Source organism: Vibrio rotiferianus CAIM 577 = LMG 21460 (assembly GCF_002741985.1).
Lineage (GTDB): Bacteria > Pseudomonadota > Gammaproteobacteria > Enterobacterales > Vibrionaceae > Vibrio > Vibrio rotiferianus.
In genome coordinates, this window is sequence record NZ_APHW01000015.1 from 1 (window position 1) to 23,555 (window position 23,555).

Below are 23,555 nucleotides of genomic sequence, written 5' to 3' on the forward strand. Positions count from 1 at the left end.
GTATTGCTAAAGAAGCGAAGGTATCGCCTCTGCGGATAAGTTTTATGATGGCACTTCGAGATATTCAAGATGAACTTATGTGGTGTGCGATAGCATCGCCAGGCTCGATCCCTAAAAAATTGAGGGCGATGCGAGAGCGGGTGAAGCGTTACATTCTGCCAGAGCGAAAAAAACGGCCCAAATCAAGGACCGTTCGTATGAGTAAGACTCGCTATCCAGTTCGTTCCAAACACGTTAAGTGATAGGAGTTACTTCTCGTGAAGGGCTTTGTTTTATCTGATTCTACTTGCTGGCGAAAGGCGAGTCATTAGGGTCTGTTGATCTTTTGCGGTTAAATTTTGTTCGAGATAAAAGCGTTTTAATCGCGGCGAGAGGTTTGTAGCCTAGTTATTCTAAGCAAAATCCTCTCAACAAAGAGTAAAACGCTTTTAGCCGAACCCGTCGGGCAGCGTTTGTGGCTCCTTTCTACTGCGTTATCGGCTTATCAGGTAGGGCAACTACATTTCAAAGCCTCTGCCTTGTATAAAGAACCCACAAACTGCTGCAAAAATCAGCTCAAAAGGTCAACAGACCCTAATTCATTTCAGTATTGATCACCACATCACGCGTTTCATTATCCATATCAGTGATGCCGACAACTGAGAATTCACGGTCAGATAGATTCTCAATCATGCTGTCTTCTAACCCACCATCGGTCATCCAGGCATAAAATTTTTCTGCGATACGATCCGAACCTTCCCCGACAAACGTTAACGTGACCTTCTTCATTTGTGACACTCCATCAATTTACGATTCAGCTACTTAAGCGTAGTATGTTTGGCAAACATCGTATGGACTGAATTCGTTTATGAGTATCGAAAAATTTGACGCCATTTATCAACGCGCAGCCGAACGCAAAGGCGGTGAAGACCAACTTGAGGCGCTTTTGTCTCACCCACTAAGCAAAGAAGAGCTGGCCGCAATTCCTGATGACCGTTGGCTAGCGGCGTTTTCGATGAAGGTGTTCCAAAGTGGCATTTCTTGGAGTGTGGTTCGCAATAAATGGCCGAACTTCGAAGAGGTATTTTTCGGTTTTAAAATTGAGCCGCTATTGATGCTGTCTGATGAACAATGGGAAACCAAAGCAACCGACAAACGTATTATTCGCCATCTCACCAAAGTCATGTCGATTCCTGCCAACGCTCGTATGATCCACGAAGCAAAAATAGAACACGGTTCGTTTGGCCAAATGGTCGCAGATTGGCCGCAAGAGAAAATCACCGACCTATGGGCATATTTGAAGAAACGCGGTAATCGCTTAGGCGGAAATACTGGACCTTACACACTGCGTCAAATGGGCGTCGACACTTTTATCCTGTCTAGCGACGTTGAAGCTTACCTGCGTAATTGCAAGATCGTTGAAGGTGGCAAAGACACAAAGAAATCGCTCGACGCCACCAACAAAGCCTTTGTTCAATGGCAGCAAGAAAGCGGAAGAAGTCTGACTGAAATCAGTCAAGTCATTGCATTCAGCACCGGCGATAACCGTATTTAATCCAAACTGAACACAAAATAAGAACGGCGCACTGATCATTGTTAGTGCGCCGTTTTTATTTTCATTGGGCTATTTCACCTAAACACAGGCTTACTTTGAAGCCAGTGATTCCCACTCCGTCAGTAGCTGCATGATACGGTGAGAATCTTCCCATGTTGCACAAGGGTTCTCTAACGATGTAAGCCCCACTTCAACCGCTTGGCGAACATTACGCACTTGATAGAAGAAAGCGTCCCCTGCTGCCGGAACAGACACTTCACGCTTCGACGTCTCGTAAACTTCCACACTAAACTGGTTATCTAGGGTTGGTAGCCATGGGTTCGAGTCTAACGTAATACAGCCTTTGCTACCCAGGATGGTGAACTGGTGTTTTAATCCATGATCTTCTGCGGTATGTACGCTCGCCGTCTGTTGCTCACCGAATTGCATCATCAAGCTCGATTCACAGATATTACCGTCATGGCCTCTTCGGCCAATCGCTGTCATAGCGCGGTTTTCAAAAGCTTGCTCACCTAACATGGTTTTCACCACCAAGTGCACCAATGACATTGGGTAGCAGCCTAAGTTATACAAAGCACCTTTACTGTCTGGATTAACAAACTCCGCAATCGACGCGATATAAGAAGTATGGATGGAGCGAAGTTCACCAATCTCTCCCGATTTAAGCACCGAAACCAACTCGCTGATCAACGGATGATGTAAATACATTAAGCCTTCAGCAAAGAACACCTTGTGCGATTCGACTGCTTTTAGGGCCAGCTCGGTTTTTTCCAGATCGACAGAAAGCGACTTTTCACACAGGATCGCTTTGCCCTGCTCAGCCGCTTTGACAATAAAGTCATGGTGAAGGTGATTTGGCAGTGCGATGTAAATAATGTCGACTTGCTCATCGGCAATCAATGCATCGTAATCGTTGAACGTGTTCTCGATACCATATTGCTCAGCGAATGCCTTCAAGTTCTGCTCCGAACGCCCAGCCACCGCGTACAACTCGCTCTTGTCATCGCCTTGGATTGCCTCTGCCATGACACCTGAGATAAAGCTTGTGCCTAAAATGCCCCATTTCATGTTCACGTCTCCTATTGAGCTTGGGTTTCGAATGCTTGAACTAACTCCGCCATTTCAGCCGCAATAAACGCTTGTGTATGCGGCATAGCAAAATGCGCTTCAATCGCGGCGCGGTTTTCATATCGCTCCCAAAGAATCACACGTTGTGGTTCTTTCGAATCGTAGGTCGCATTCGCTTGTAAACACCCTGATTCGCTCTGCATATCAAGGCAAAATTGTTCAATAGCTTCAACCACTTGTTGTCTTGGTTTATTGGCATTCATTTTCAGTTCGGCGGTAACAAAAATCGTCTCGCTCATGATGGATCTCTTTCTCCATTCTTAATCATTCCGCCACTGTAATTAACCTCATATGATTGATAAACTCTGCTTTAGTTATTTCTTTATCAACTCTGGGTGTGCAATGGACAAATTAACAAGCATGAAAGTTTTTGCTTACGTGGTCGAACATGGCAGCTTTCGTAACGCCGCACACCACTTTGATATTTCACCAACCATGGTTGGCAAGCACGTGAGCTTTCTTGAGCAAAGCTTAGGTACACAGCTGATTCATCGCACCACGCGCAAACAGTCCCTGACCGAAGCTGGCAGGCTTTACTATCAAGAGTGCCACCGCATTATTGAAGACATCACCAACGCAGAGAACCTGATCCAGACGCTGATCAACCGTCCAACCGGAACGGTAAAAGTTAACTGCCCTGTCACTTATGGCAAAAAGGTCATTGCACCCATCGTGGCTAACTTCTTAGCAGAATTTCCCGATTTGAACGTAGAGCTGATGTTGGATAACAATTTGATTGACCCATATCGAAGCGAAGCAGACGTGATTATTCGAATCGGAGAGTTAGTCGATTCGTCGTTAGTCGCAAGAAAACTGGGTGAATACCACATGACTTATTGCGCCTCACCCTCTTACCTTGAGCAACATGCCCCTATCCAATCGCTTGATGACCTTGAACATCATCATTGTTTGGGGTTTCAGTATCACCAAGGAGAAAGCCAACAAGTGGTGAACATGCCATCTAATACCTTTGGAAACAGCAACACCCGATTAACGTCTAATAATGGCGATGTACTTAAGTTTGCCGCGTTAAAAGGCTCTGGCGTTCTGCTGCAACCAAAGATCTTAGTTGAACAAGAAATCCAATCTGGCGCATTGGTGGAAATTCTCCATCAACATACTCCCAAGCCAAAGCCGATCCACCTGCTTTACCGTTCAAAACAGCTTTCCCTTAAAAATCGTACCTTGGTCGATTTCGTTCTTTCTCATGTGAATCCTTAACGCCCTCTGACAAAGTGGCGATAACTTAACCACTCAATCAACTTTTATTGTCGCTATGACAAATATTATTTCTCGTTAATTGTCTTTATTTTTCATACTTTTAGGAATAAACGTACATTTAATAGACATAATTTGTTGAATCCCATCAATTGCATTGCTCTAACAAAGTGACTAGGATTGCCGCCTTTCCTGAGTGAACTATCAAAATAACATTGAGAAATTTAATCTAATTTCTCTTCACGTTCGTGCGCAATCACGACATTTACACTCATTTCAAACTGCATAAGCACATTCCTTTGCTTATGAGAACGACATTGATTTCTCAACTCTTTTGGTCACGTATGTGACTTTTTTCGTTGGGAGTTACTTTTCAATCAAGGTTGGTCACAAGGACGCTACCCCTTGAGTGCATTTTCTGGAGAATAAGATGCCTAAAGGTCTAATGCTGACTGACTTAGCCATCGCTGGCTTACTATTGATTTTGGCAAAAGTCATTCGCGTTCACACGCCATTACTGCAACGTATGTACATTCCATCGGCGGTTCTCGCAGGATTGTTCGGTCTAATTTTCGGACCAGCCCTGCTAAACGTACTGCCTTGGACCGACACCTTTACCGCTAACGCAAGCCTGTTAACTGCTGCACTTTTTTCTGCGTTAGGTTTGGCAACGGATGTTCCATCACCTAAAACCGTCGCACAGCGCGCTGGCTCATTGTGGGCGTTCAACCAAATCGCTTCTGTTTCTCAGTGGTTGTTTGCAGCAATGTTTGGTCTCGCGATCACTACCTTCTTCTGGCCAGAGATTAATCCCGGCTTTGGTGTGACAATGTCTGCGGGCTTTATGGGCGGTCACGGCTCTGCCTCTGTGGTTGGTGAAATCTTCACGGGGCTTGGCTGGGAAGATGGCTTCACACTTGGCTTAACCTTCGCAACCGTGGGTATTTTCATTTCGATTTCTGTCGGCATGCTCATGCTGCAATTCGCATTGAAGATGGGTTGGATTCGTAGCTTTACGACATTCGACAGCATGGACGAACACGAACGCAAAGGCCTTGTTAAGCCGGATGATCAAGAACCGGTAATGAAAGACACCATGTCTTCCCTGTCGGTTGATTCTTTCGCGATTCACGCTGCGCTAGTGGTTGTCGTAACCGCTTTCTCTTATGTCGCCGCCAACTACTTGTCTTCTTTCCACGATAAGGTGCAGATTCCTACGTTTGTAACTGGCTTCCTTGGCGGCATGCTTGTGCGAATCATCGCGAAACAAACCAAAGCTTCACGCTACCTGTGTGACGGAGCATTCAAACACGCAGCAGGCATCAGTACCGATTATTTGATAATCTTTGGTATCTCAGCAATCAAGATTACCGTCTTAGCCCAGTACTTAATGCCTATGGTGGTACTAGCAATTGGCGGCGTCTGCTTCACGCTTTGGTTAATCTTTTGGGTGGCTCCACGCATCATGGGTGATGATTGGTTTGAGAAAGGCATTTTCTCTTGGGGTTGGTTAACAGGTACGGTTGCCATGGGTATTGCCCTACTTCGCATTGTTGACCCAAAAATGCGCAGCAAGGTACTTGATGATTACGCCATCGCTTATGTTCCGGGCTCAATCACTGACATCTTCATCATCTCTTTGATGCCAATCGCGATGTATAACGGCATGCACTGGCAAGCACTTGGGGTGGGATTAGCTTACATTGCCGTGGTTTTGTTCATTTGGCGCTTTGTATTCAAACAAGGCTCACACGCCGTAACAGATAATATATAGACTCCCAAGCCCAAGCAATACCGTTGCTTGGGCTTGGCTATTTCAGGAATTAGGCTCTCTCTACCTACCAACGAAGTTTCACCGTTTTTGAGCCCTAAAAAGCTCTCAAGTCCCTTACCATTACTCTAGTCTCAGAGCAGCTCGCACATCAATGTGATACTCAACGGCAGAGGTAGACTTGAATGCAGTTGAAGAAGGTTGCAGCCGCAAAGAAAGCAATTAATCGCAGCTGCTTATCTTTAAAATTGCATTGAGTGTACTAACTCAAAGTTGGACAGAAACGTGTTAGCGACTCAGCCCGTGCTTGAGCTCTTTTACCCAAAAATGATCAATCTTTATTATATTTGAACAAATTATTGGTTTTCGACATCAGGTATCGGTTGTTTTTTTCGAGCAGTTGGAGCATTGGCATACATAAAACTGTGGTAAGTATAATTTGTTTAAGCATGCCCGACGGGCAGCTTTAGAGGTAAAAGAAACAGTAGCTCTAACAAACTCAAGATCCTTTTGAAGATTTCCGTTTTCTTCAGGCGGTGATGCAGAGAAGTCGACTCGGTTGTGCTTTGTACCTATAAAGTTCGCATTTTCAGAGCGGTCAATAATAAATTGAGTGCCTTCGGATTGTCCGAGGTCATAGAGTAATATGCCATAAAGGAACTTTGGGTAGGATTTTACTAATTTATTGAGCAGGAATATCTGCTCATTCTGATTACTCTTAATTTCTCTCAGTGATTTCATCTCAACATCTGCAAACTTAGAGCTCCAAAAATCTCCTTTTGTGGCATTAGCACGAAAGAAGCCTTTATCTGCCAGTTTGCTTTTCAGCGTAGCAGTAAACTGAGATATTATGTTGTCGATATTTTCTGGTAGCTCGGCAAAATTTACTGACAGGTGAATACAATTTTTACTTTTTTTGCCGTCGAACTGCACTAGAGTAGTATCGTCATCTCGTATACGCACGTTTTTACTTAATATACGACGCTGTTTTAAAAACAACTTGTTTAAAGCATATAGGTCGCAAAGCAGCGAGCAATATTTGCACTCTTCGCTGAGCCTGTGCCAGGCTTCAGGGTGTGCAAATATCCAGTTTAGATAATTATTTTCCGTAATGTAATTATCGTTCTGGTCAACCTCATGGTACACGTTCTGCGTATACCTCTTAACAATTTCATCTTCACACATGAAATCGAGCAATAGCTGAAAATCAATTTTGACCGTCAAGGCGTACGGTGTATATATCGTCAGCAAGCTTGGCGCAGAGATATTGTCATCCCCCTTCTTGATCGTCACAGGATGATCGGATCGCATAGAACTATCTACAGCATCAAGATACCTTTTGAGCTCTGTAAATATATCTGACTTCGTTTTTTCACTAAGAGATGTACTGACCAAGGGAGGGTTAGGTTGCAAGAGAGCAACCTTGTGCACTCCATTCACTTCATCCAGCATTGAATAGAAGCTCTCCATGCAATCATCTCTCAAAGAGTTAGCAAGATAAAGGTTCACTAAAGAATTCATTAATCTGGCTGTAAGGTGTGTGACAAAATGCATCTGATTAATCAGCAACTGCCGATCATGTGTACCATTCCAAATCAAGGTTTCAATTTTTTCTCTTAATTCTCGTAGCATGGAAAATGTTGCGTGATCTTCAGTTTCAAAGCGTCTAACGACCAATTGATGGCAGAAAAAACGGTCTAATTGGTGTTGAGCATGGATCTTCAAATATTCATTTTTATCACACATTTAAGTAACGCCTTGCGCCTATTGTTCTCTCAAAAAGTATCCCCTTGAGTGTACGAAAAATCGTTTTACGTTTACACCCCGCAATGCTGTGCATGGTGTCGTCGTGTTCGTCTTGTGAGCAAAACGCTATATTTAACTCCATCACTAACAGCTATGGAGAACGTGATGAGTACTGTTGTAGATACACTTAAAAACCCTTTTGGTATGGCTCGCCTTTTAGAGGGGTATTCAACCATAAAAAGAGCGCGGGATGCGAACTTAACCGATGAGCAAATCCGACAGGTTTTTCCTGATACCCAGAAATTCGACTCGAAGGAATTAGATGGGTTCATGGCAGTTGGCGGTGCTCTAGTGAGGGGGGGGATGCTCGTTTTAAGGGAAGTGCCTTCAGTGGAAAGCCAGAACCATCTCAATGAAATGAGCATAATGAATTAGAGGGGCAGCCGCTCCTCTGTGCTTCTCGGATAAGTAATTAATCTCCCTGCGGAAGGGTAGAATGCTGAGAGTCGTGTAAATTTGTAGGTATAGAGATTAATGTCGGTAGACAATTAAGTTTAATCATTTTGAAGTCCATTTCGACTTGTGCAGTCAGGATAAAGACGATAAAGATCGCACTTAAAAAATCAGTGCTCTGTCGTAGCAGGTAGACTTTATGCAGTGCTTTTTAGAAAGTATGCAATACCTCATCAGCCTTCGAAACGCTTTTGCCCCAAACCTTGCTAGTAAGGTTTGTTACTGATTTAGTTAATTATTTGCTAGTGTTAGAGATTGAACATATATATAAACAATTTACGTTCGAAATCATTGGAGGCTAAGACCATGAACAACGTTATTAGTTTTTCAAATAGAAAAAAACAAAAGCAGGAGTTGGAGCAGCAATCGAGCAGCATTTTTGAAGCGATGGATGCAATGTTTCGCGGTGATCGATTGAGCACCAAAGAGCAATTTGAGCTAAGGAAGCGTTTAAAAGATCGCCTGTCCTCACTTGACTATAAGTGCTTTCTCACATCAAAAAAAGTAGATAAGGAATGGCTCAAATGCTACAGGCCTATTTTACTGATAGAGCAAAAGATAGGTTTTAGTTTTGAAATATCAAAAGTAACCAAGTTAAAAGGAGGCTGGATTTTCTACCCATTAAAAGCTAAGTCAACAAAGGACTACTCTGAGTTACTGAGTGGAATCATCCAATCATTAGAGGACAATAAAAATGGCAAATAACATGATCATTGAACAATTAAAAGCCGAGATTTTCACGATGGAGCAGAAACTAAGCTCTGCTAAGGCCGTAAATGATTCATACAAACCATCGGTTTCTGAGGCATTGCGGCAGGGTGTGGCTGAACCTATGGTTAACTATCGCAACCAGCTTGTGACGATCATTGAATTTGAAGCTTTGCTTGCAACTAGAAAGGCTGAATTGAAAGAAGCACTGGAAAAAGCGAGCTAATGTCACAATCAACAAAGAATACATATAAAAAAAGGCTGATCTCATTTTGCGAGCGATTAGCTTTTTGTACTTCCTACACCTAAAAAACGCCACTTCTGGACAAAGCTCTGAAACATGGCTTTTAGCCGACGATTTTTCTCAATAGCCGTCAACTTTCTGATATTTGAAGCTTTCATTTCACACAGTGTCCAGCTGTGGGATATGCCTGCCTGCAAACTTGCATAATAAATTACTGGTTGAAAGAACCTTCGATGAAAACTTCTGGGAGATTACTGTCACGCTCTCTGTGCTGTGAACCATGAGAAAAATACGGTGATTTCAGTAGCATTTTTTACTATTGAGTAATTACGTTAACACCGAATGGGGCAGAACCGAGCTAGCCACAGGACGAGCTAGCTCAGCATTGGACAGAAGTTTGCTAGTAACTTTACTAATTTAACAAATTACGGACAACTACAGGTATGGAAAGTCGCTTAGCTTTATTTCCGGTCATTGTGGTGCAGATAATAAACCTTTTGACCCCCTCGTTTTAACTACACCCCAAAACTCTTTGTGAAACTCACAATAAACACGCGAATTGAGGCTCGCAAAAAATTTTAGCTGGCGAACATCACTTTGGTCTCAGGATTTCCGCTAGCAATAATAATTACTTTCTACTCAGCATCTTAAATACGTCTAGGGCTTTGGAACAGGTATGATATAAATAAGGCTCTAGGATACAAAGCTTTTTTAGCATTACCTCTATTCTAAATATAGCGTCGTCACTAATTGACAGATACGCCAATTCTGTACACCATTGCCCTATAAATTCAGCCCAGTCATTTTTATCCTCAAAGGCAGCAGCTGCAACTAAACCTAGCGAAAGATAGTTTTCTGGCTCAGAATCTACATCAATATAATCACGATATAGTCGGCTTAAGATCATAACTGATGAAGCAATCTTTTCACTTCGAGTCATACAAGCAACTTGTGCCAAACCATTAAGTACCTGGTAAACTGAGTCCTTGTCGTTTGCTTCGGCTAATTTATGCTGTGCACTTTCTAATAGTGATACTGTAGATTCTAAATGTTTTTCATCAATTTTCCAGAAAAGTGCAGAGTTCATTAAAACTCTGAACGATGCTAATGAAACCTCACAATTCACTTGCTCAGCCAGCAAATTAGATATTTCACTAGGAACCTCATCTGGAACAAAGTTACCTTCCAATGGTCCAGGTAAAAAACAATTCATATTGAATTTTGAACCACTCATAATCTCTTCTTGTAAAAACTTAATCGCGTCACTTTTAGCAGCATTTTGACATGCTATATTTATCCGACCATATAGCTCATTAATGAATTGTTCTGCTGTTAAATATGTTGGTAACCATCTTGGTTCTTCCATTAGATCAATAAAACTTTGACAGCAAAAATAAAGCCCCCTCTGTTGAGCAGCCCATTGTTCTACTTTGTCAAAGGCAACACTTTCTTCCAATGCAGCTTCAACAATTAAGGCTGACTGGGCAAGAGAAGCGAGGCGCCTGTAGAATGGTGGCTTATTTTTGAATATCTGTAGTCGCGCCAGTTCTCCATCAACAAAAACAGTCATAGAGCAAAAAAGGCGTAGATTTTCCAGTGTTTTTACAGATGAAATACTCTCGAAAAGAGCCTTAATAGTAGTATCCAATGAATTGGCAAATTTCAAAGCACCGATTTCAAGGCAAGAAACCAAAAGTATTGGATGACAGGTTTCAATTGCCCTCTTTGCGAGAGATTGATACAAAGCTTCGTCAACGATCCCTGTTGAAACAACTCTTGATATTGATTTATGCATACAAATCAATAGCTCATTATCAATCAGTCCATTTTCTATTCTACTGTCGAAATATTTCTTAAACTCATTATTACAAAACTCCTCAATATTTTTACTGCCACGATACTTCCCGACAAGTCGTTCATAATAACGAATATCATTCGGAACCAGTGTCGATGCGCTATTTGACGGTCTTTGAAACTCACTCTTTAGTAACTTCTTAATGCGGATTGGAGATAAATCCAAATCAAGTAACAAGTCAGATACATCATCATCACTAACAGCTTCCGCCGAAAGCTTAGTTCTCCAATATTCAATGTCCTCTTTCGAGAGCCTACGATTTTTCGCAACTGTTTCAAATATGCTTAACCGTCTGTCGATATCTCCCAAAAGTGGCCAAAAACTATCATTAACAATCTGCACATCCCCTTTGGTTAGAGAAAAGCCTGAACGTTCATCGGGAAGATTACGTAACAACCACATATTATGATTAGTATCTTCCAATGAAAATTCCTCCTCGATATTATCAAAAACACTGCGAATAGCCTTAAAAAGAGCGCTTCTAGCAAAGGCATACTCTTTATCACCAAAACTAATAGTCGCATCTGTTTGTAACCCTAGCTCTTCGCACAATTTGGTATCCGATAGTAGCTCCAACCTAACCGAACTTGGGAATAAATTGAGGGTGTGAGAAACAATATAAGCACGCATAGAGTCCGAGCTATTCATCCTGAGCTATCTCCATTGGATTATTAGCGATACTTTCAATTTGCTGCTTCATCAAATCAATTACATACTTAAAACTCCACGGGTCATTGTCCTTCAAGGGCTCCAAAACAAACTCATCCAACCATGCTTTATAGCTATTCTTTTGCTTGTCTGACAAATGCTCCGGCGGCATCAGAACAGAATGAACCGTCAAAGCCTCGCCTATATAGGCCATTCCTTCATTTCCCCTTATTTTATGAGATTGGGCCCATTCCCTATATCCCATAAGATCATACAACCAGCATGATCTAGCACGACTTACTTCGGGAAGAATATCATCGGACCACTGAGTTCTTATTGCTTTTGCAATCGTCTTCATCGTTTCATGGAGCCACTGGGCATCTCTTGGGAGTTGAACCAAACCACTAATCCTGATCAAAAACAGATTTTCTCTTATCATTCTTAGCTGTTTAGTTGGCTTAAACTCACCATCTGACACTACTGAGTGATTTAGGTGATATTCAAGCTCTTCGTTGGAAATGCCAACAAACGCCAATCCAAACTCCCGGAGTAATGTCCTTGCTTCAAACTTCTGTTCTTGAGATATAAGTCCCTTATAGTGTAGTGTCTCAATAAAATCTAACGATGTATAAATAGGTGCGGTTCTTCCATCAAATGCTATATCTCGATGCTTATTCATAAACCGGTCATCTATCAAAGCTGAGTCGCATATTTTAAGGGCCTCAAAGAGCTCTTCGGTTGGCTTCGCATAATCGTTATTAGAAGCTGCTACTTGGTCTTTATTTAAAGGCATTTCCGCAAGCATGACTTTCCCAGAGGTAAGCCCATTCAAAAATAATTTCCTTATATTTTCTATTTTCGAATCTTCCTGTTCGATAATTGAACTGTGGCTTATCAACGATCTATACCTATCACGCTCTCCCTTAAATACATACACTTCAAACCCGGCATCGCTAAGTCTATCAAGCATATCAACAGTAATCAGATAGGTAATTGACAGTGAATCTAAAAATAACCGTGCGCCACTGGCCACTTCAATTTCGACAGGCCACTCTTTTTCATGTTGGTTAAGATAACTTAAGGCTTTGGTACACTGAGATTCAGTGATTACGGCTAGTTCTTTGAGTTTTTTGACTAATAGAGAGCATGAAGTCAGACAATAATGAAATGAAGAAAGGTCAGCTTCTACCTCCCTAAAAGTGCCTCCGACCTTATACACAGGGTAGGAACACACTACTACTGATTGCACCTCATTCGCAGGATTCTCACGCACCTCCTCAAGCATAAACGCAAGCTCTTCACCTACATCTAGTGCCAGCTCAGGATTATTAATTTTCTTCGGGTGAAAAACAGAAATTTTGCCATCAGAAACCAGCCGTTCAAAATACTTTGCCTTTTCAATTTGACTAGGCTGATGAAAAGCAACCTTCTGCTTCTCTTCAAAAAGCCATCGCATAAAAGAATGCGGGATAATGATTTTCTGAAAACAATCAAACAGCTGGTTTAGTATCCCCAAATTCTCCATCACCAAAGTACTGGAAGCATCGACAGCAACTATCTCACCAACAATAACCTGATCCGACCTCGCACCATGAAATACCGGGACTACACTTTTCCGCCTTATATCTTTCGTATTTTTATTCTCTAAGGGCTGGAGCAGATAGAAATCAGACATAGTTCTGTTCAATAGTTCCGCTACTGTAAAAATGGGGGCATCACCATCAAAATAGGCTTTATAGACCCTTTCATTCTTATCCCTAGACTCGGATATCATATCTTTTAGGTCTTCGAAAGAGGCCTTGTGTAATGGGCCATTTTCATTAGAGAGAACTATTGCCTTATTCAGCCATACCGATGTTTCTTGATTGTCCTCTGAGCCCATTGTCGTAGCAATGAAATATGATGATGCAAACACTTGAGGATCATCCCGATATTTTCCTGTACAGAACTCAAGTATTTGCTTTGCTCGCCCTGGAGAAGTTGCTTTTGCTAAATGGGCAGCCTGTAAGAGGTCATTCGCGTTTAGCTCCTCCCTGCTATTCCAACTATCCTCCACAAAAATGCTGAGCGATTCCCAATCACCGCTGAAAATAGACAAGTTAATTTCTAGCGATTTAAGATCAGGTAGTTGTGATTTTGACTGCTTTAACCGAGCAATCTGTTCATGAGTACCACTTAAGTCCCCCTTTCTAAATAGACACCAAGCCCAGTGAGCTTGTAGCACCTCGCTTCTCTTGACGAGATCCGTCCTATCTGACAGAAATTGATGAAGCTCAGAAAACTTCCCAAGCGAAGAAGCGGTATTACAGACTCTGATAGCATCAGATTCCTGACCAGTGCGGTCAAAAAGCTCCTGGCAATATAAGTAGTATCTGTCCCCTCGATTGTTCCTTTCTAACAAATTAACCAAATGAGCAAGATCACTTGTAGTTTTACTTTGTTGATATTGGCTTATTGCTAATGCGACAAGGTCTGCGCCCTTGGCTGACTCTACGATGTTTTTCAAATGCCTAATTTCGACATCAGGTGCGCCTGAATCCTCAACCTTCTGTAAAAGTTGTTGTGCATCATCGACCAGCCCAGACTTAGCTAATGCCTCTATTTCTAGCATACTAATTGCGATGGAGTTAACGCTCCTTTCCATTTGATTTCTATGGCACCTGATATAATCCACTGCTGCCGATATTGGCTTTTGTGTCTGCGCCAATACAAACCGGGCTAAACCAAGAGTTGCGTTATTCTCGGCACTTAAAGCGGTCAGTCTATTTACCTCATTTTCAATAGACTCAAAATCGATATCAACTCCAAAAGAAAATGCCAATGGCAAATACTCAAGCGTTTTTTGATTGTAATTAACGAAGTAGCTCTTAAGCTCAGTAATTGCCTGTTCGTGAGTTTCACGGTTTCTAAGTTGTAACCACAGCACATACTTATCTGAGATATTCGTTACATCTTCAGCTCCCAGATGTCGTGCATGAACCGAGCAAACTTTGAATAGCTCGACAGCTCGATTTCTAAGTAGTATAGATTCAGAATCATCTGCCAACGGAAAGCGATCTGCTGCTAAGGGGATATAAGTCAAGACACTCTCACGGAGCTCAACTGCCTTAATTGCATTTACCAAGAACGTAAACGCAGAAAGCTGCGCCAGTGCTGGTGAAATAGATAAAGATTCGCCATCTATCTTTTGAACTACATCTAAAGCCTTTTCCCATTGATGCTCTGTCAACAAAACCGAGAGCAAAACGACTTTTCCATCATTATCTATATCGTGAAGGCTTAATCCTGCACTTTCAAACCAGCTCAAAGCAGCTTCATTTCCTTCCACTGTTTTTTTAATCATAAAAAAAGCAGCATAATTTGAAGGACTGTTGACCATAAGCAAACCAGATGCCGCATCTATTTTGTTAGACCCTGTAGCATCAACAAAGGCCTGTGCTATGGCCGCCTCCTCTGTTTGACACAATTTTTTAGAGTGTGATAACCATTTTTTTGCTAGATCGGCTTTTTCTCCTATGCACAAGTATCTTGCAACTATCGCTAACGCCCTTGCTTTTACTTGGGGAGTGCCACCGGACAACTCTCCATCAATAATGCTTTCTGCTAAAGCAGTCGCTTTTTCTTCCTTAGGAAAAGAACCGAAAAATCGCAGAAAGGTAATTTCGCTTGAAAGCTCTTCTATCCTTTCATCTTGAAGATGCTGGGCTCCAAAACCGGAACCCCTCATTTTATCAACTATCAAATCTGCTGTTTGTTTGGGATGATCTTTAACAGTATCCAGTAGCTTCTTTTCACTGTCCTGGCGCATTGATTTAATTTGAAGCCACACCTCAATCAAATAAATCAATAGGCTTAACCCAATTAAAACCCACCCGGTTATAAATATTGGAGTTGATATTGGCCCACTATATTCTGGAAGAACTTTCTGGTGGCTCAAAAACCAATTTAAAATATCTAGCCATAAAGGAGGATTCAGGATACCAATACCAGCCAACAACAACGGTAGACTCAGCGCTTTCGCTAATGAAGGTCTGAACAGCACAACTAAAAACTTTATGTTTTTCCGCACAACACCCCAATCAATATTCATGGTGTTCTAAACTCTCTCTGAAGATGGAATTTCTTTGTCAAACGACCGGAGGATTCTCAGACAGACAGTGTCTGCCAGAACTTATCCGTCTCATTTCACTTTGCTTAATTTTTCAATCAGTTAAACCGATAACCTAACGTTAGACAAACAACTTTGATAATAAAACCCACAAAATACAGGCACTTTCTACCTAACACACCATAGTAAACTAGAGACATACTTAACCATTACTAAAAGTAGGTCAACCAATGACAACAGTAACGAGTCTAGATTTTTGCACTAAGCAGGTTTGGGGCAAAAATAAGTTAGAAAAACCCTGTTCTTTGTGGGTCACATCAATTTGACTCATCTAACTGCAGATCAGATAAACCTCAGCGGCTTTCTCTCGGCGATGCCCTAACTCAAAATAACTGCCTTACATCGGGATTTCTAAATACCGAAGTCCGTCATGTTTTCTAATGCTTTTTTCATACCACCACTTCTCTGCATTGAAATGAAAATAGTTGCACAAAAATCCACTTAAATGGTGCAGTATATGGTTGCAGCTAGAGGTTTCTCTCTTATCGGTTTAGTCGTGACAATCACCATCTTGGCGATTGTGGGAACGCTTGCCGTTCCTCGCTTTCTTAGTATCCAAAAAGATGCTCGTATTGCGGTTCTTGTCGGTGCGCGTGATGCGTTGCGAACCGCCAATGACCAAGTCTATGCTAAAGCCGTTTTACAATCCCAAGAACATGTTGATGGTGGTGCAACGGAAAATATTGATCTTGATAACGACGGTCGCAACGATGTGGTTGGATATTTCGGATTAATCAAGTTTGTACTTGCAGCAAAAGACCTAGCAGGCTTTGACCCGCAACTCACCATCAATCGATGGTACGGGAAAGATTCGCCAGACGAGCCCTACTTTTTGATCGGCTTCGCCAACAAGCCCGTAAGCCGGCACAACCTTTGTTATGTCGAAGTGTACTACCCCACACAAGCGGGCGGGGCTCTTTCATACGATATAAAAACCGAAGACTGTTAATCTCAATCGCAGTAAATAGCTGGGTTTATCATCTAAAGGCAATCGGAAGCCTCTCCCCCACACTTCCATACCCAAGCAACCACGAGATGCTTGGGTAAACTGTTTCTTTTTATTTCACGCATTAAACAAATATTTCACATTTATCCAAAACCCCCTCCATATTTAGCTATTGATCACATTTTTCTCCGTAACGTTTATGGCGATCCGATAGATTGTATTGTTTTATGATTTAGCGAAAGAATGTGCTTGTATTCATATTATTATCTCGAATAATGAATGATTAGATTTATAAAAAATTCAATAATTTAAAGCAGGAGGCGCGATGAAGATTTTTTGGCAGCTGCGTTGGTATTTCCAACTCAAATGGAAGCACTATGTAGGTTCAATCTTACTGTTTGCCGTCATTTCCGCTCTCCAGCTAATTCCACCCAAAGCGGTCGGTCTTATTGTCGATGGTGTTGTTCAACAGACGATGACAACGCAAACCCTTCTATTGTGGTTAGGTGGATTAATTGCGCTTTTCTTTGCGATTTATGCTTGTCGCATTTTATGGCGCATTTGGTTATTTGGTGCCAGTTGGGAGCTCGGTACCATTTTGCGTAATCGCTTATACCGACACCTTTCGACTCAACCTCCTCGATTCTTTGAGCGCTTCAAAACGGGCGACCTTATGGCACGCGGAACTAACGACGTTCGTAACATCGTTATGACCGCTGGAGAAGGTGTGTTAACCGCAGCCGATTCGTTAATTACCGGGGTTGCAGTACTGATCATCATGGTGACGCAAATCAGCTGGAAACTCACCGTTATGGCTTTGCTACCTATGCCATTTCTTGCGGTGATGATCTTCTTTATTGTTCGCATCCTGCATAAGCGTTTTCGCATCGCTCAGGAAGCCTTTTCAACCATGTCTGACATGACTCAAGAGTCTCTTAATGGCGTAAGGATGTTGCGAGCTTTTGGCTTGGAAGACCAAGAGCAGAAACGTTTTGAAGATGTTGTTGATGATACGGGAAGTAAAAACATTGCCGTCGCACGCGCGGACGCTCGGTTCGACCCTGCTATCCAAATCACCATCGGCATGTCCTTTTTTCTTAGTGTGGCAGTTGGTGCATATTTGGTGGATAAAGGAGACATCACATTAGGTGATTTAACCGCGTTTACCATGTATCTCGGCCTTATGATTTGGCCAATGCTGGCATTTGCTTTCTTATTCAATATCTTGGAGCGTGGCTCTGCGGCTTGGAATCGTCTAGAAGAAATATTCAACGAAAAACCAGAGATCACCAGTGGCGATAAGCTGCTTGGCGATAAACCTCTGCCGCTTAACATTGATATTGAATCTTTCCACTGGTCTGCAGAATTGCCACCAGCACTCACCAATGTGCACTGTGCTATTGAGCCAGGAACGATGCTGGGTATTGCGGGAGCCGTTGGTAGTGGCAAGTCAACGCTACTCACTTTGCTACTCAGACAACATGAGCTGAACGACGGAGCAATTAAGTTTGGCGACGTTTCAATCAAAGATGCTGTTCTTTCGGAATGGCGTAGCCGATTTGCTATCGTCAACCAAAGCCCGTTTCTCTTTTCGCAAACCATTTATGACAACATCGCATTAGGCAACCCAAAGGCTTCGAAAGAAGAAGTTTATCAAGCGGCAAAATACGCATGTATCCATGACGATATCGAGAAGTTTCCTGATGGCTACCAAACTGAAGTCGGTGAAAAAGGCATCACCTTGTCTGGTGGTCAAAAGCAACGTATTGCGATAGCTAGAGCAATGCTACTTAACGCGGATATTCTTGTTCTCGATGACGCTCTATCTGCGGTAGACGGTCGCACAGAGCACGAGATCCTGAAGAACCTTGAGCAGCATTATCGAGATCAATCACTGATCGTAATTGCACATCGCTTAACAGCGTTGGAAGCCGCAAATGAAATTTTGGTGCTGAACCATGGGCACATCGCGGAAAGAGGTCAACATCAGGCTCTACTGGAACAACAAGGGTGGTATGCGGAAATGTACCAATACCAAAAACTAGAACAGGCAATGGAGGAGTAACCATGAAACAGAGTACATTCAAACGATTGTTGTCTTACCCTCTTCAGCAACCGAACCCTATGATTAAAGGCTTGTTGCTGCTGTTTATCGCTGCGTTAGCAAACGCAGGTGGCCCTTGGCTGATTCAATACTTTATCGATGAGCATATTACTAAAGGGGATTACACCAAAGATATTTTGATCACCTTAGCGGCTGGATATATTGGTCTTCAGGTTATTGCTGCAACCTTTGCTTACTTTCAGTCTTTGCAGTTTAGTATTGTTGCAACCAATATCATCAAAACCATCCGTAAACAGACATTTTCTGGCGTAATCAAGCAGCCTTTATCTGCGTTTGACTACACACCTGCGGGAAAGTTGGTCTCTCGTATTACCAACGATACTGAATCTCTGCAGCAGTTTTACGAGTTACTGATCGCAACGGTAGTCAAAAACGTTGTGATGATTTTAGTCATGCTTGGTGTGATGTTTTACATGAGTTGGAAGCTGACGTTAGTCGTCCTGATTCTTCTTCCAATCGTGGTTGGCTTTATGTACCTGTTTAAAAAGCTGAGTACAGAGAATTACCGCAATATGCGTGATTTGCTAACCGACATTAACGCGAACTTAAGCGAGTCTATACAGGGCATGAGTGTCATCCAACTTATGCAGCAGGAAGAACGGTTCAATAAGCAGTTCAACGAGTTGACGGCTAACCATCTCGTCGCATCAAAGAAAGTTATTCGACTCAATGGTTTCTTGCTGCGCCCTCTCATGGATCTTCTGGCTGGTCTCGCATTGCTGTCGCTGGTAGCCATTTTTGGCTTTAACGGTATCGAGATGATTGGTGTCGGTGTTCTTTACGCCTTCATAAGCTACTTAGGTAGAGTAACAGAACCTCTCATTGAAATGACTCAGCAACTTGCACTGCTTCAACAAGCATTAGTTTCGAGTGAGCGTGTTTTTGAGTTGATGGACGCACAAGAACAGAGCTACGGTGACGACCATAAACCACTAAAAACGGGCGCGATTGAGTTAAGTAATCTCACTTTCAGCTACGATGGCAAGCAAGACGTCTTAAAGGACATCTCTCTACAAGCTGCGCATCAGGACTTTATTGCGCTGGTAGGTCATACGGGGAGCGGAAAAAGTACACTCGCTTCGCTACTAATGGGCTTCTATCCAACAAACAGTGGGGAACTGCTGATTGATGGTCGCCCATTGAAATCCCTAGGAAAAGATGTACTTCGCAAAGACGTTGCTATGGTTCAGCAAGACCCACACATTCTGCCAGCGAGCGTACGAGAGAACATCTCATTGGGTAGAGCGGTAGAAGATGAATTGATTTGGGATGCGTTAGAAAAAGTTGGACTTTCTGAGCAAATTCGTCGTTACCCCAATGGTTTAGATACAACTCTTGGACAAGGTGAAACAAACCTATCTGCTGGTCAAAAGCAGCTTCTTGCGTTAGCGCGTGTGTTAGTTGCGAAGCCTAAGGTACTCATCTTAGATGAAGCCACGGCGAACATTGACTCCGGTACTGAAGCACTGATTCAAAAGAGCCTAGAAGTGTTGCGTAAAGATATGACGCTGGTCGTTATTGCTCACCGTTTATCAACCATCTTAGATGCTGATCAAATCGTGGTATTGCATCATGGTGATTTAGTTGAGAAAGGAACTCACTCCGAGCTGCTAAAACTTAAGGGGCGTTACGCTCAAATGTACCAACTACAACAAGCAAATCGCCATATCCAGCAACTCGAAGGCGAGGAACAGTGGTTGGAAGAAGCGGTTTAAGCTCGTTCTTTTTAATTATCCTGAGCCTTGTGAACCTAACGTAAATTAGGCAAGCGAGGCTCAGTCATTTTCTTCATATTTTCAACAATTTTGATATTTCTTACCTATTATTGACATAACCCCTCGCTATTTTGAGCCCGCTCGTTGTAAAATCGCGCTAAATAACAAGTCAACCATTCATATACGGCCCGGAACTTCCACCCTAGCCGACGCTTTGGTTTGGCGATCTTAAATATTACTAAATAGAGTCATGACTACAGTCCATGGACCAAGATAAGTTTACTAATATCTATCGTTTGCCCGGATCATTACAAATTCGTATTGCGAAGTGGCAAAAAACGTTTCGTGGCACCTCTGATCTTGTATTGCATCAGGTGTTGATGGAACGAAATAAGCAGTTTAAAAAACCAGACTTTTTACCCAAAGGCTGGTGTATAACGCCTATCGATGAAAATGACATCACCATCACCCATCACGGTAAATATATTCAGACTGTGATGCGTACGATGCTAGATAGAAAAGTTTCTTATAAAAGACTCTTTTTATCGCGAATGGATGTAGAGAAAGGCGAGAAAGTTCTGCGCGAATATAAAGCGGAATGGGTAAGAAAACACAATCAGATCGCGAAGCGATACAACCAGATAAAGAAAAAGCAATATATGAACTTTGCTCGGGAAGAAGAAGAAACACTCTACCCTTCCATCCCTAAAGGCGAATTTGACAAAACTCTCTGGAACAAGCTGGTTGTGAGTAACTTTGGCCCAGAAAAGAAATACAAAAACCCTCATTACGTACGCAAAGCTAATTTCTAAAAAATCCCCCGACTGTTCGGGGGATTTTTATTTTGTGCTAGCGCTTACCAATCGTAAGTTAAGCTTGCGATAACATTGCGGCGGTCACCGTACCAGCAGAAACCATCACACGTTGCGACGTATTCTTTGTCTGCTAGGTTCTTGGCTGCAACTTGCAGTTTGTAATCACCAATACGGTAGCTCACAGTGGCATCCATCAGGAAGTAACCCGGCACTTTAAGTGTTTCCGTGTTATCACCGTATGATTCACCCGTGTAACGCGCACCTAGTCCCATAGCTAAGCCATCAAGCGTCCCTTCTAGGAAGCGGTAATGTGCCCAAGCAGAAGATACCGTATTCGCAACTTGAGATGGTGAGTTCCCTACCCACGCTGCATTCACGTCTTCTTTGATTTCCGAGTCGACATACGCGATGTTGCCAAGTAGAGTTAGTGACGGCGTCACATTAGCAACCGCTTCAAGTTCGATACCTTTATTCTCCACTTTACCAATTTGAGTTAATTGATTTAGGTGGATTCGAGCTAGGTTCTCTTTTGTTGCTTGATAAGCGGCAACATTGAAGTAGCCATCAAAGGTACGTGGTTGGTATTTCACACCCACTTCAAATTGGTCTCCACTTTCAGGCTTCGCAGGCTTACCTGAACTGTCTTGCTGAATAATAGGATCAAAGTACTGCGAGTAGCTAAAGTATGGTGTGAAGCCAGTATCCGTGATGTAGGCAGTGCCTACGCTAAACGTCCACTCTTCGTTATCCACTTTGGTTCGAGAGCCTGTCGTTACATTGTGAACTTCATTACTCGTATCATCATAACGCGCACCAAGAAGAACGGCCCACTTGTCATTGACCAAGATGTGGTCTTGTAGGTAGATGCCAAGCTGCTCGTTATCAACCTTTGTTCGCTGCTTGTCGGCGTCAGTCAATGGTTGAAGCGTTGTTGGATCTAGCAACCAAACATTGTTCGAGTAATTTGGGTTGAACACATCAAAACGTGGATCTGGTAACATGCCAATTGGTGTATTCAAGATGGAATTACCATCCGCCACTAGTGGGTCGCTTGCAAAGTCTTTACCATCAATACTGACCATCTGGTAGTCAATACCAACCATGAGGTTGTGTTCAACACTGCCCCATTGCATGTTGTGCATCAGGCGGTTATCAATATTGAATGCATCAGAAGAGCCCTCTTCTGTACTGGCAGCACGTAGGATACTTTTACGTTCATTCAACGGGTCTAGCAATGGACCTAACCCCGGAACGTCAGCCGCATAAACGTACGAATACATTTGTTGTAGCTTGACATCCATTTGGCTGTAACGAGTCGACTGCACAAAAGAAGTCGAGTCATTGAACATGTGCGAAAACTCGTAACCAACCGATACCTGCTCACGCTCAAACGTTTCCCAATCCGTGTTCCCGACCGCGAGACTATCGCTTATCTTACCGTTTTTGTTTGGCTTCAATGTTCCTTCAACAGGTAGGAACTGCAGATATGGATCAGAATCATCTTTTTGGTAACTGGTTAGCAAAGTAATTTCTGACGCGTCGGTGAACTTGTACGTCAGTGACGGCGCAACGAGGAAACGCTCAGCTTCGACGCCATCAACACGTGTGCCATTCTTTCGTGCCAAACCTTGCACACGAACAGCAAGCTTCTCGTTTACTTCTGAGTTCACATCCAGAGAAATCTGTTTACGATCTTCAGAACCATACTCCAAAGACACCTGACCAGATCCAGCATCAAACTGAGGACGTTTACTCACCAAGTTAATAACACCACCTGGTGGGTTTTGACCGTAGAGCACAGAGGCAGCACCACGTAGCACTTCCACTCGCTCTAGTGCAAACGGGTCAATCTGCCAGCTGTAAAATCCAGATGAATACAGACGGGTTCCATCTTGATATAAGCCGCTATTTGCCTGTTTAAAGCCACGGATAATAAACCAGTCTTGTTTGTTGTCTTCACCAAAGTAATTGGTTTGAATGCTTGGCGTATATTGCAGTGCATCTGAAACACTGATTGATGCACGATCATCCATCTGTTCACGAGTCACAACAGAAACAGCGCGTGGCGTTTCGTTGATCGCTAAATCCATTTTTGTCGCAGTGCGACTCTTTGCGCCAAGATAGCTAAAGTCAGGGCCAACGGCACTGTCTTCTTGTTGGCCAATTACGACGATGTTTTCATCTTCTTGAGCAAGCACTTGAGGGGTTGCTAGCACCATCGCAATAGCCACTGCTGCGGGTGTTAGCATAAACTGCCGATTCATCATTTTTCTCCTTTTTTGTCGGCAACCTTTCCAACCTTTATGCATTGAGCCAATAGACAAACTCAACAGATTGGTTCCGGCATAACCACTGATTTTCCTTAAATGCAAAAACACCGAACGTGTTTTGCGAGCATCACAAACTGGGTGATGAGAGCGA

17 protein-coding genes and 1 pseudogene are annotated in these 23,555 nt (G+C 42.8%); 11 read left to right on the top strand and 7 right to left on the bottom strand.

The genetic code is table 11. The annotated features are described in order from the left end of the window. Window positions 1–242: pseudogene (locus B853_RS26170) on the top strand (IS4 family transposase); the annotation flags it as partial. Between the two features lie 331 nt (window positions 243–573). Here the strand turns inward: B853_RS26170 and B853_RS07680 are convergent. Beyond that, window positions 574–768, bottom strand: a complete 195-nt coding sequence (locus tag B853_RS07680) for a hypothetical protein (protein ID WP_005433953.1) — start codon at window positions 766–768, stop codon at window positions 574–576. A gap of 79 nt (window positions 769–847) precedes the next feature. On the opposite strand from B853_RS07680, the gene B853_RS07685 reads away from it, so the two are divergent. Beyond that, complete coding sequence (locus B853_RS07685) at window positions 848–1,534, top strand: DNA-3-methyladenine glycosylase I (protein WP_038884371.1); 687 nt, start codon at window positions 848–850, stop codon at window positions 1,532–1,534. Between the two features lie 90 nt (window positions 1,535–1,624). On the opposite strand, the gene B853_RS07690 is transcribed toward B853_RS07685, so the two are convergent. Next, entirely contained in the window at window positions 1,625–2,602 is a 978-nt protein-coding gene (locus B853_RS07690) for a Gfo/Idh/MocA family protein (protein WP_038884369.1), read from the bottom strand. An 11-nt stretch (window positions 2,603–2,613) separates the two neighbouring features. Next, on the bottom strand, window positions 2,614–2,901 hold the full coding sequence (locus tag B853_RS07695) for a putative quinol monooxygenase (protein ID WP_038884367.1): 288 nt from the start codon (window positions 2,899–2,901) through the stop codon (window positions 2,614–2,616). Between the two features lie 103 nt (window positions 2,902–3,004). On the opposite strand from B853_RS07695, the gene B853_RS07700 reads away from it, so the two are divergent. Further along, window positions 3,005–3,883 (top strand): LysR family transcriptional regulator, encoded by an 879-nt coding sequence (locus B853_RS07700; protein ID WP_038884365.1) that lies wholly within the window; start codon window positions 3,005–3,007, stop codon window positions 3,881–3,883. Between the two features lie 427 nt (window positions 3,884–4,310). After that, on the top strand, window positions 4,311–5,654 hold the full coding sequence (locus tag B853_RS07705) for a sodium/glutamate symporter (protein ID WP_038884364.1): 1,344 nt from the start codon (window positions 4,311–4,313) through the stop codon (window positions 5,652–5,654). A gap of 369 nt (window positions 5,655–6,023) precedes the next feature. Here the strand turns inward: B853_RS07705 and B853_RS07710 are convergent, their stop codons facing one another. Then, window positions 6,024–7,397 (bottom strand): hypothetical protein, encoded by a 1,374-nt coding sequence (locus B853_RS07710; RefSeq protein ID WP_038884362.1) that lies wholly within the window; start codon window positions 7,395–7,397, stop codon window positions 6,024–6,026. A 165-nt stretch (window positions 7,398–7,562) separates the two neighbouring features. Between B853_RS07710 and B853_RS07715 the strand changes: the two genes are divergently transcribed. The 3 genes from B853_RS07715 (at window position 7,563) to B853_RS07725 (ending at window position 8,844) form a co-directional block, all read left to right on the top strand. Further along, on the top strand, window positions 7,563–7,832 hold the full coding sequence (locus B853_RS07715) for a hypothetical protein (protein WP_128826844.1): 270 nt from the start codon (window positions 7,563–7,565) through the stop codon (window positions 7,830–7,832). Window positions 7,833–8,216: 384 nt separating this feature from the next. After that, window positions 8,217–8,615: a hypothetical protein gene (locus tag B853_RS07720; RefSeq protein ID WP_038884359.1), complete on the top strand. Its 399-nt coding sequence runs from the start codon at window positions 8,217–8,219 to the stop codon at window positions 8,613–8,615. Continuing rightward, a complete protein-coding gene (locus B853_RS07725) occupies window positions 8,605–8,844 on the top strand; it encodes a hypothetical protein (RefSeq protein WP_038884358.1) in 240 nt (79 codons plus the stop codon). Before B853_RS07720 ends, B853_RS07725 begins: the two co-directional genes overlap by 11 nt. A 646-nt stretch (window positions 8,845–9,490) precedes the next feature. Here the strand turns inward: B853_RS07725 and B853_RS07730 are convergent. Next, on the bottom strand, window positions 9,491–11,365 hold the full coding sequence (locus B853_RS07730; protein ID WP_038884357.1) for a hypothetical protein: 1,875 nt from the start codon (window positions 11,363–11,365) through the stop codon (window positions 9,491–9,493). Continuing rightward, on the bottom strand, window positions 11,358–15,455 hold the full coding sequence (locus B853_RS07735) for an HTH domain-containing protein (protein WP_038884356.1): 4,098 nt from the start codon (window positions 15,453–15,455) through the stop codon (window positions 11,358–11,360). The genes B853_RS07730 and B853_RS07735 overlap by 8 nt, the downstream gene beginning before the upstream one ends. A gap of 535 nt (window positions 15,456–15,990) precedes the next feature. Between B853_RS07735 and B853_RS07740 the strand changes: the two genes are divergently transcribed. From B853_RS07740 to B853_RS07755, 4 genes are all read left to right on the top strand, one after another. Next, window positions 15,991–16,482: a type II secretion system protein gene (locus B853_RS07740; RefSeq protein WP_038884355.1), complete on the top strand. Its 492-nt coding sequence runs from the start codon at window positions 15,991–15,993 to the stop codon at window positions 16,480–16,482. 322 nt (window positions 16,483–16,804) lie between these two features. After that, complete coding sequence (locus B853_RS07745; protein WP_128826845.1) at window positions 16,805–18,544, top strand: ABC transporter transmembrane domain-containing protein; 1,740 nt, start codon at window positions 16,805–16,807, stop codon at window positions 18,542–18,544. A gap of 2 nt (window positions 18,545–18,546) precedes the next feature. Continuing rightward, the gene (locus B853_RS07750; RefSeq protein ID WP_050568974.1) at window positions 18,547–20,319 is read left to right on the top strand and encodes an ABC transporter transmembrane domain-containing protein; all 1,773 of its coding nucleotides are present in this window, start codon (window positions 18,547–18,549) and stop codon (window positions 20,317–20,319) included. A 263-nt stretch (window positions 20,320–20,582) separates the two neighbouring features. Beyond that, window positions 20,583–21,131 (top strand): MSHA operon transcriptional regulator, encoded by a 549-nt coding sequence (locus tag B853_RS07755; RefSeq protein WP_010447727.1) that lies wholly within the window; start codon window positions 20,583–20,585, stop codon window positions 21,129–21,131. A 44-nt stretch (window positions 21,132–21,175) separates the two neighbouring features. On the opposite strand, the gene B853_RS07760 is transcribed toward B853_RS07755, so the two are convergent. Then, window positions 21,176–23,398, bottom strand: a complete 2,223-nt coding sequence (locus B853_RS07760; RefSeq protein ID WP_038885422.1) for a TonB-dependent siderophore receptor — start codon at window positions 23,396–23,398, stop codon at window positions 21,176–21,178. Window positions 23,399–23,555 lie beyond the last annotated feature (157 nt).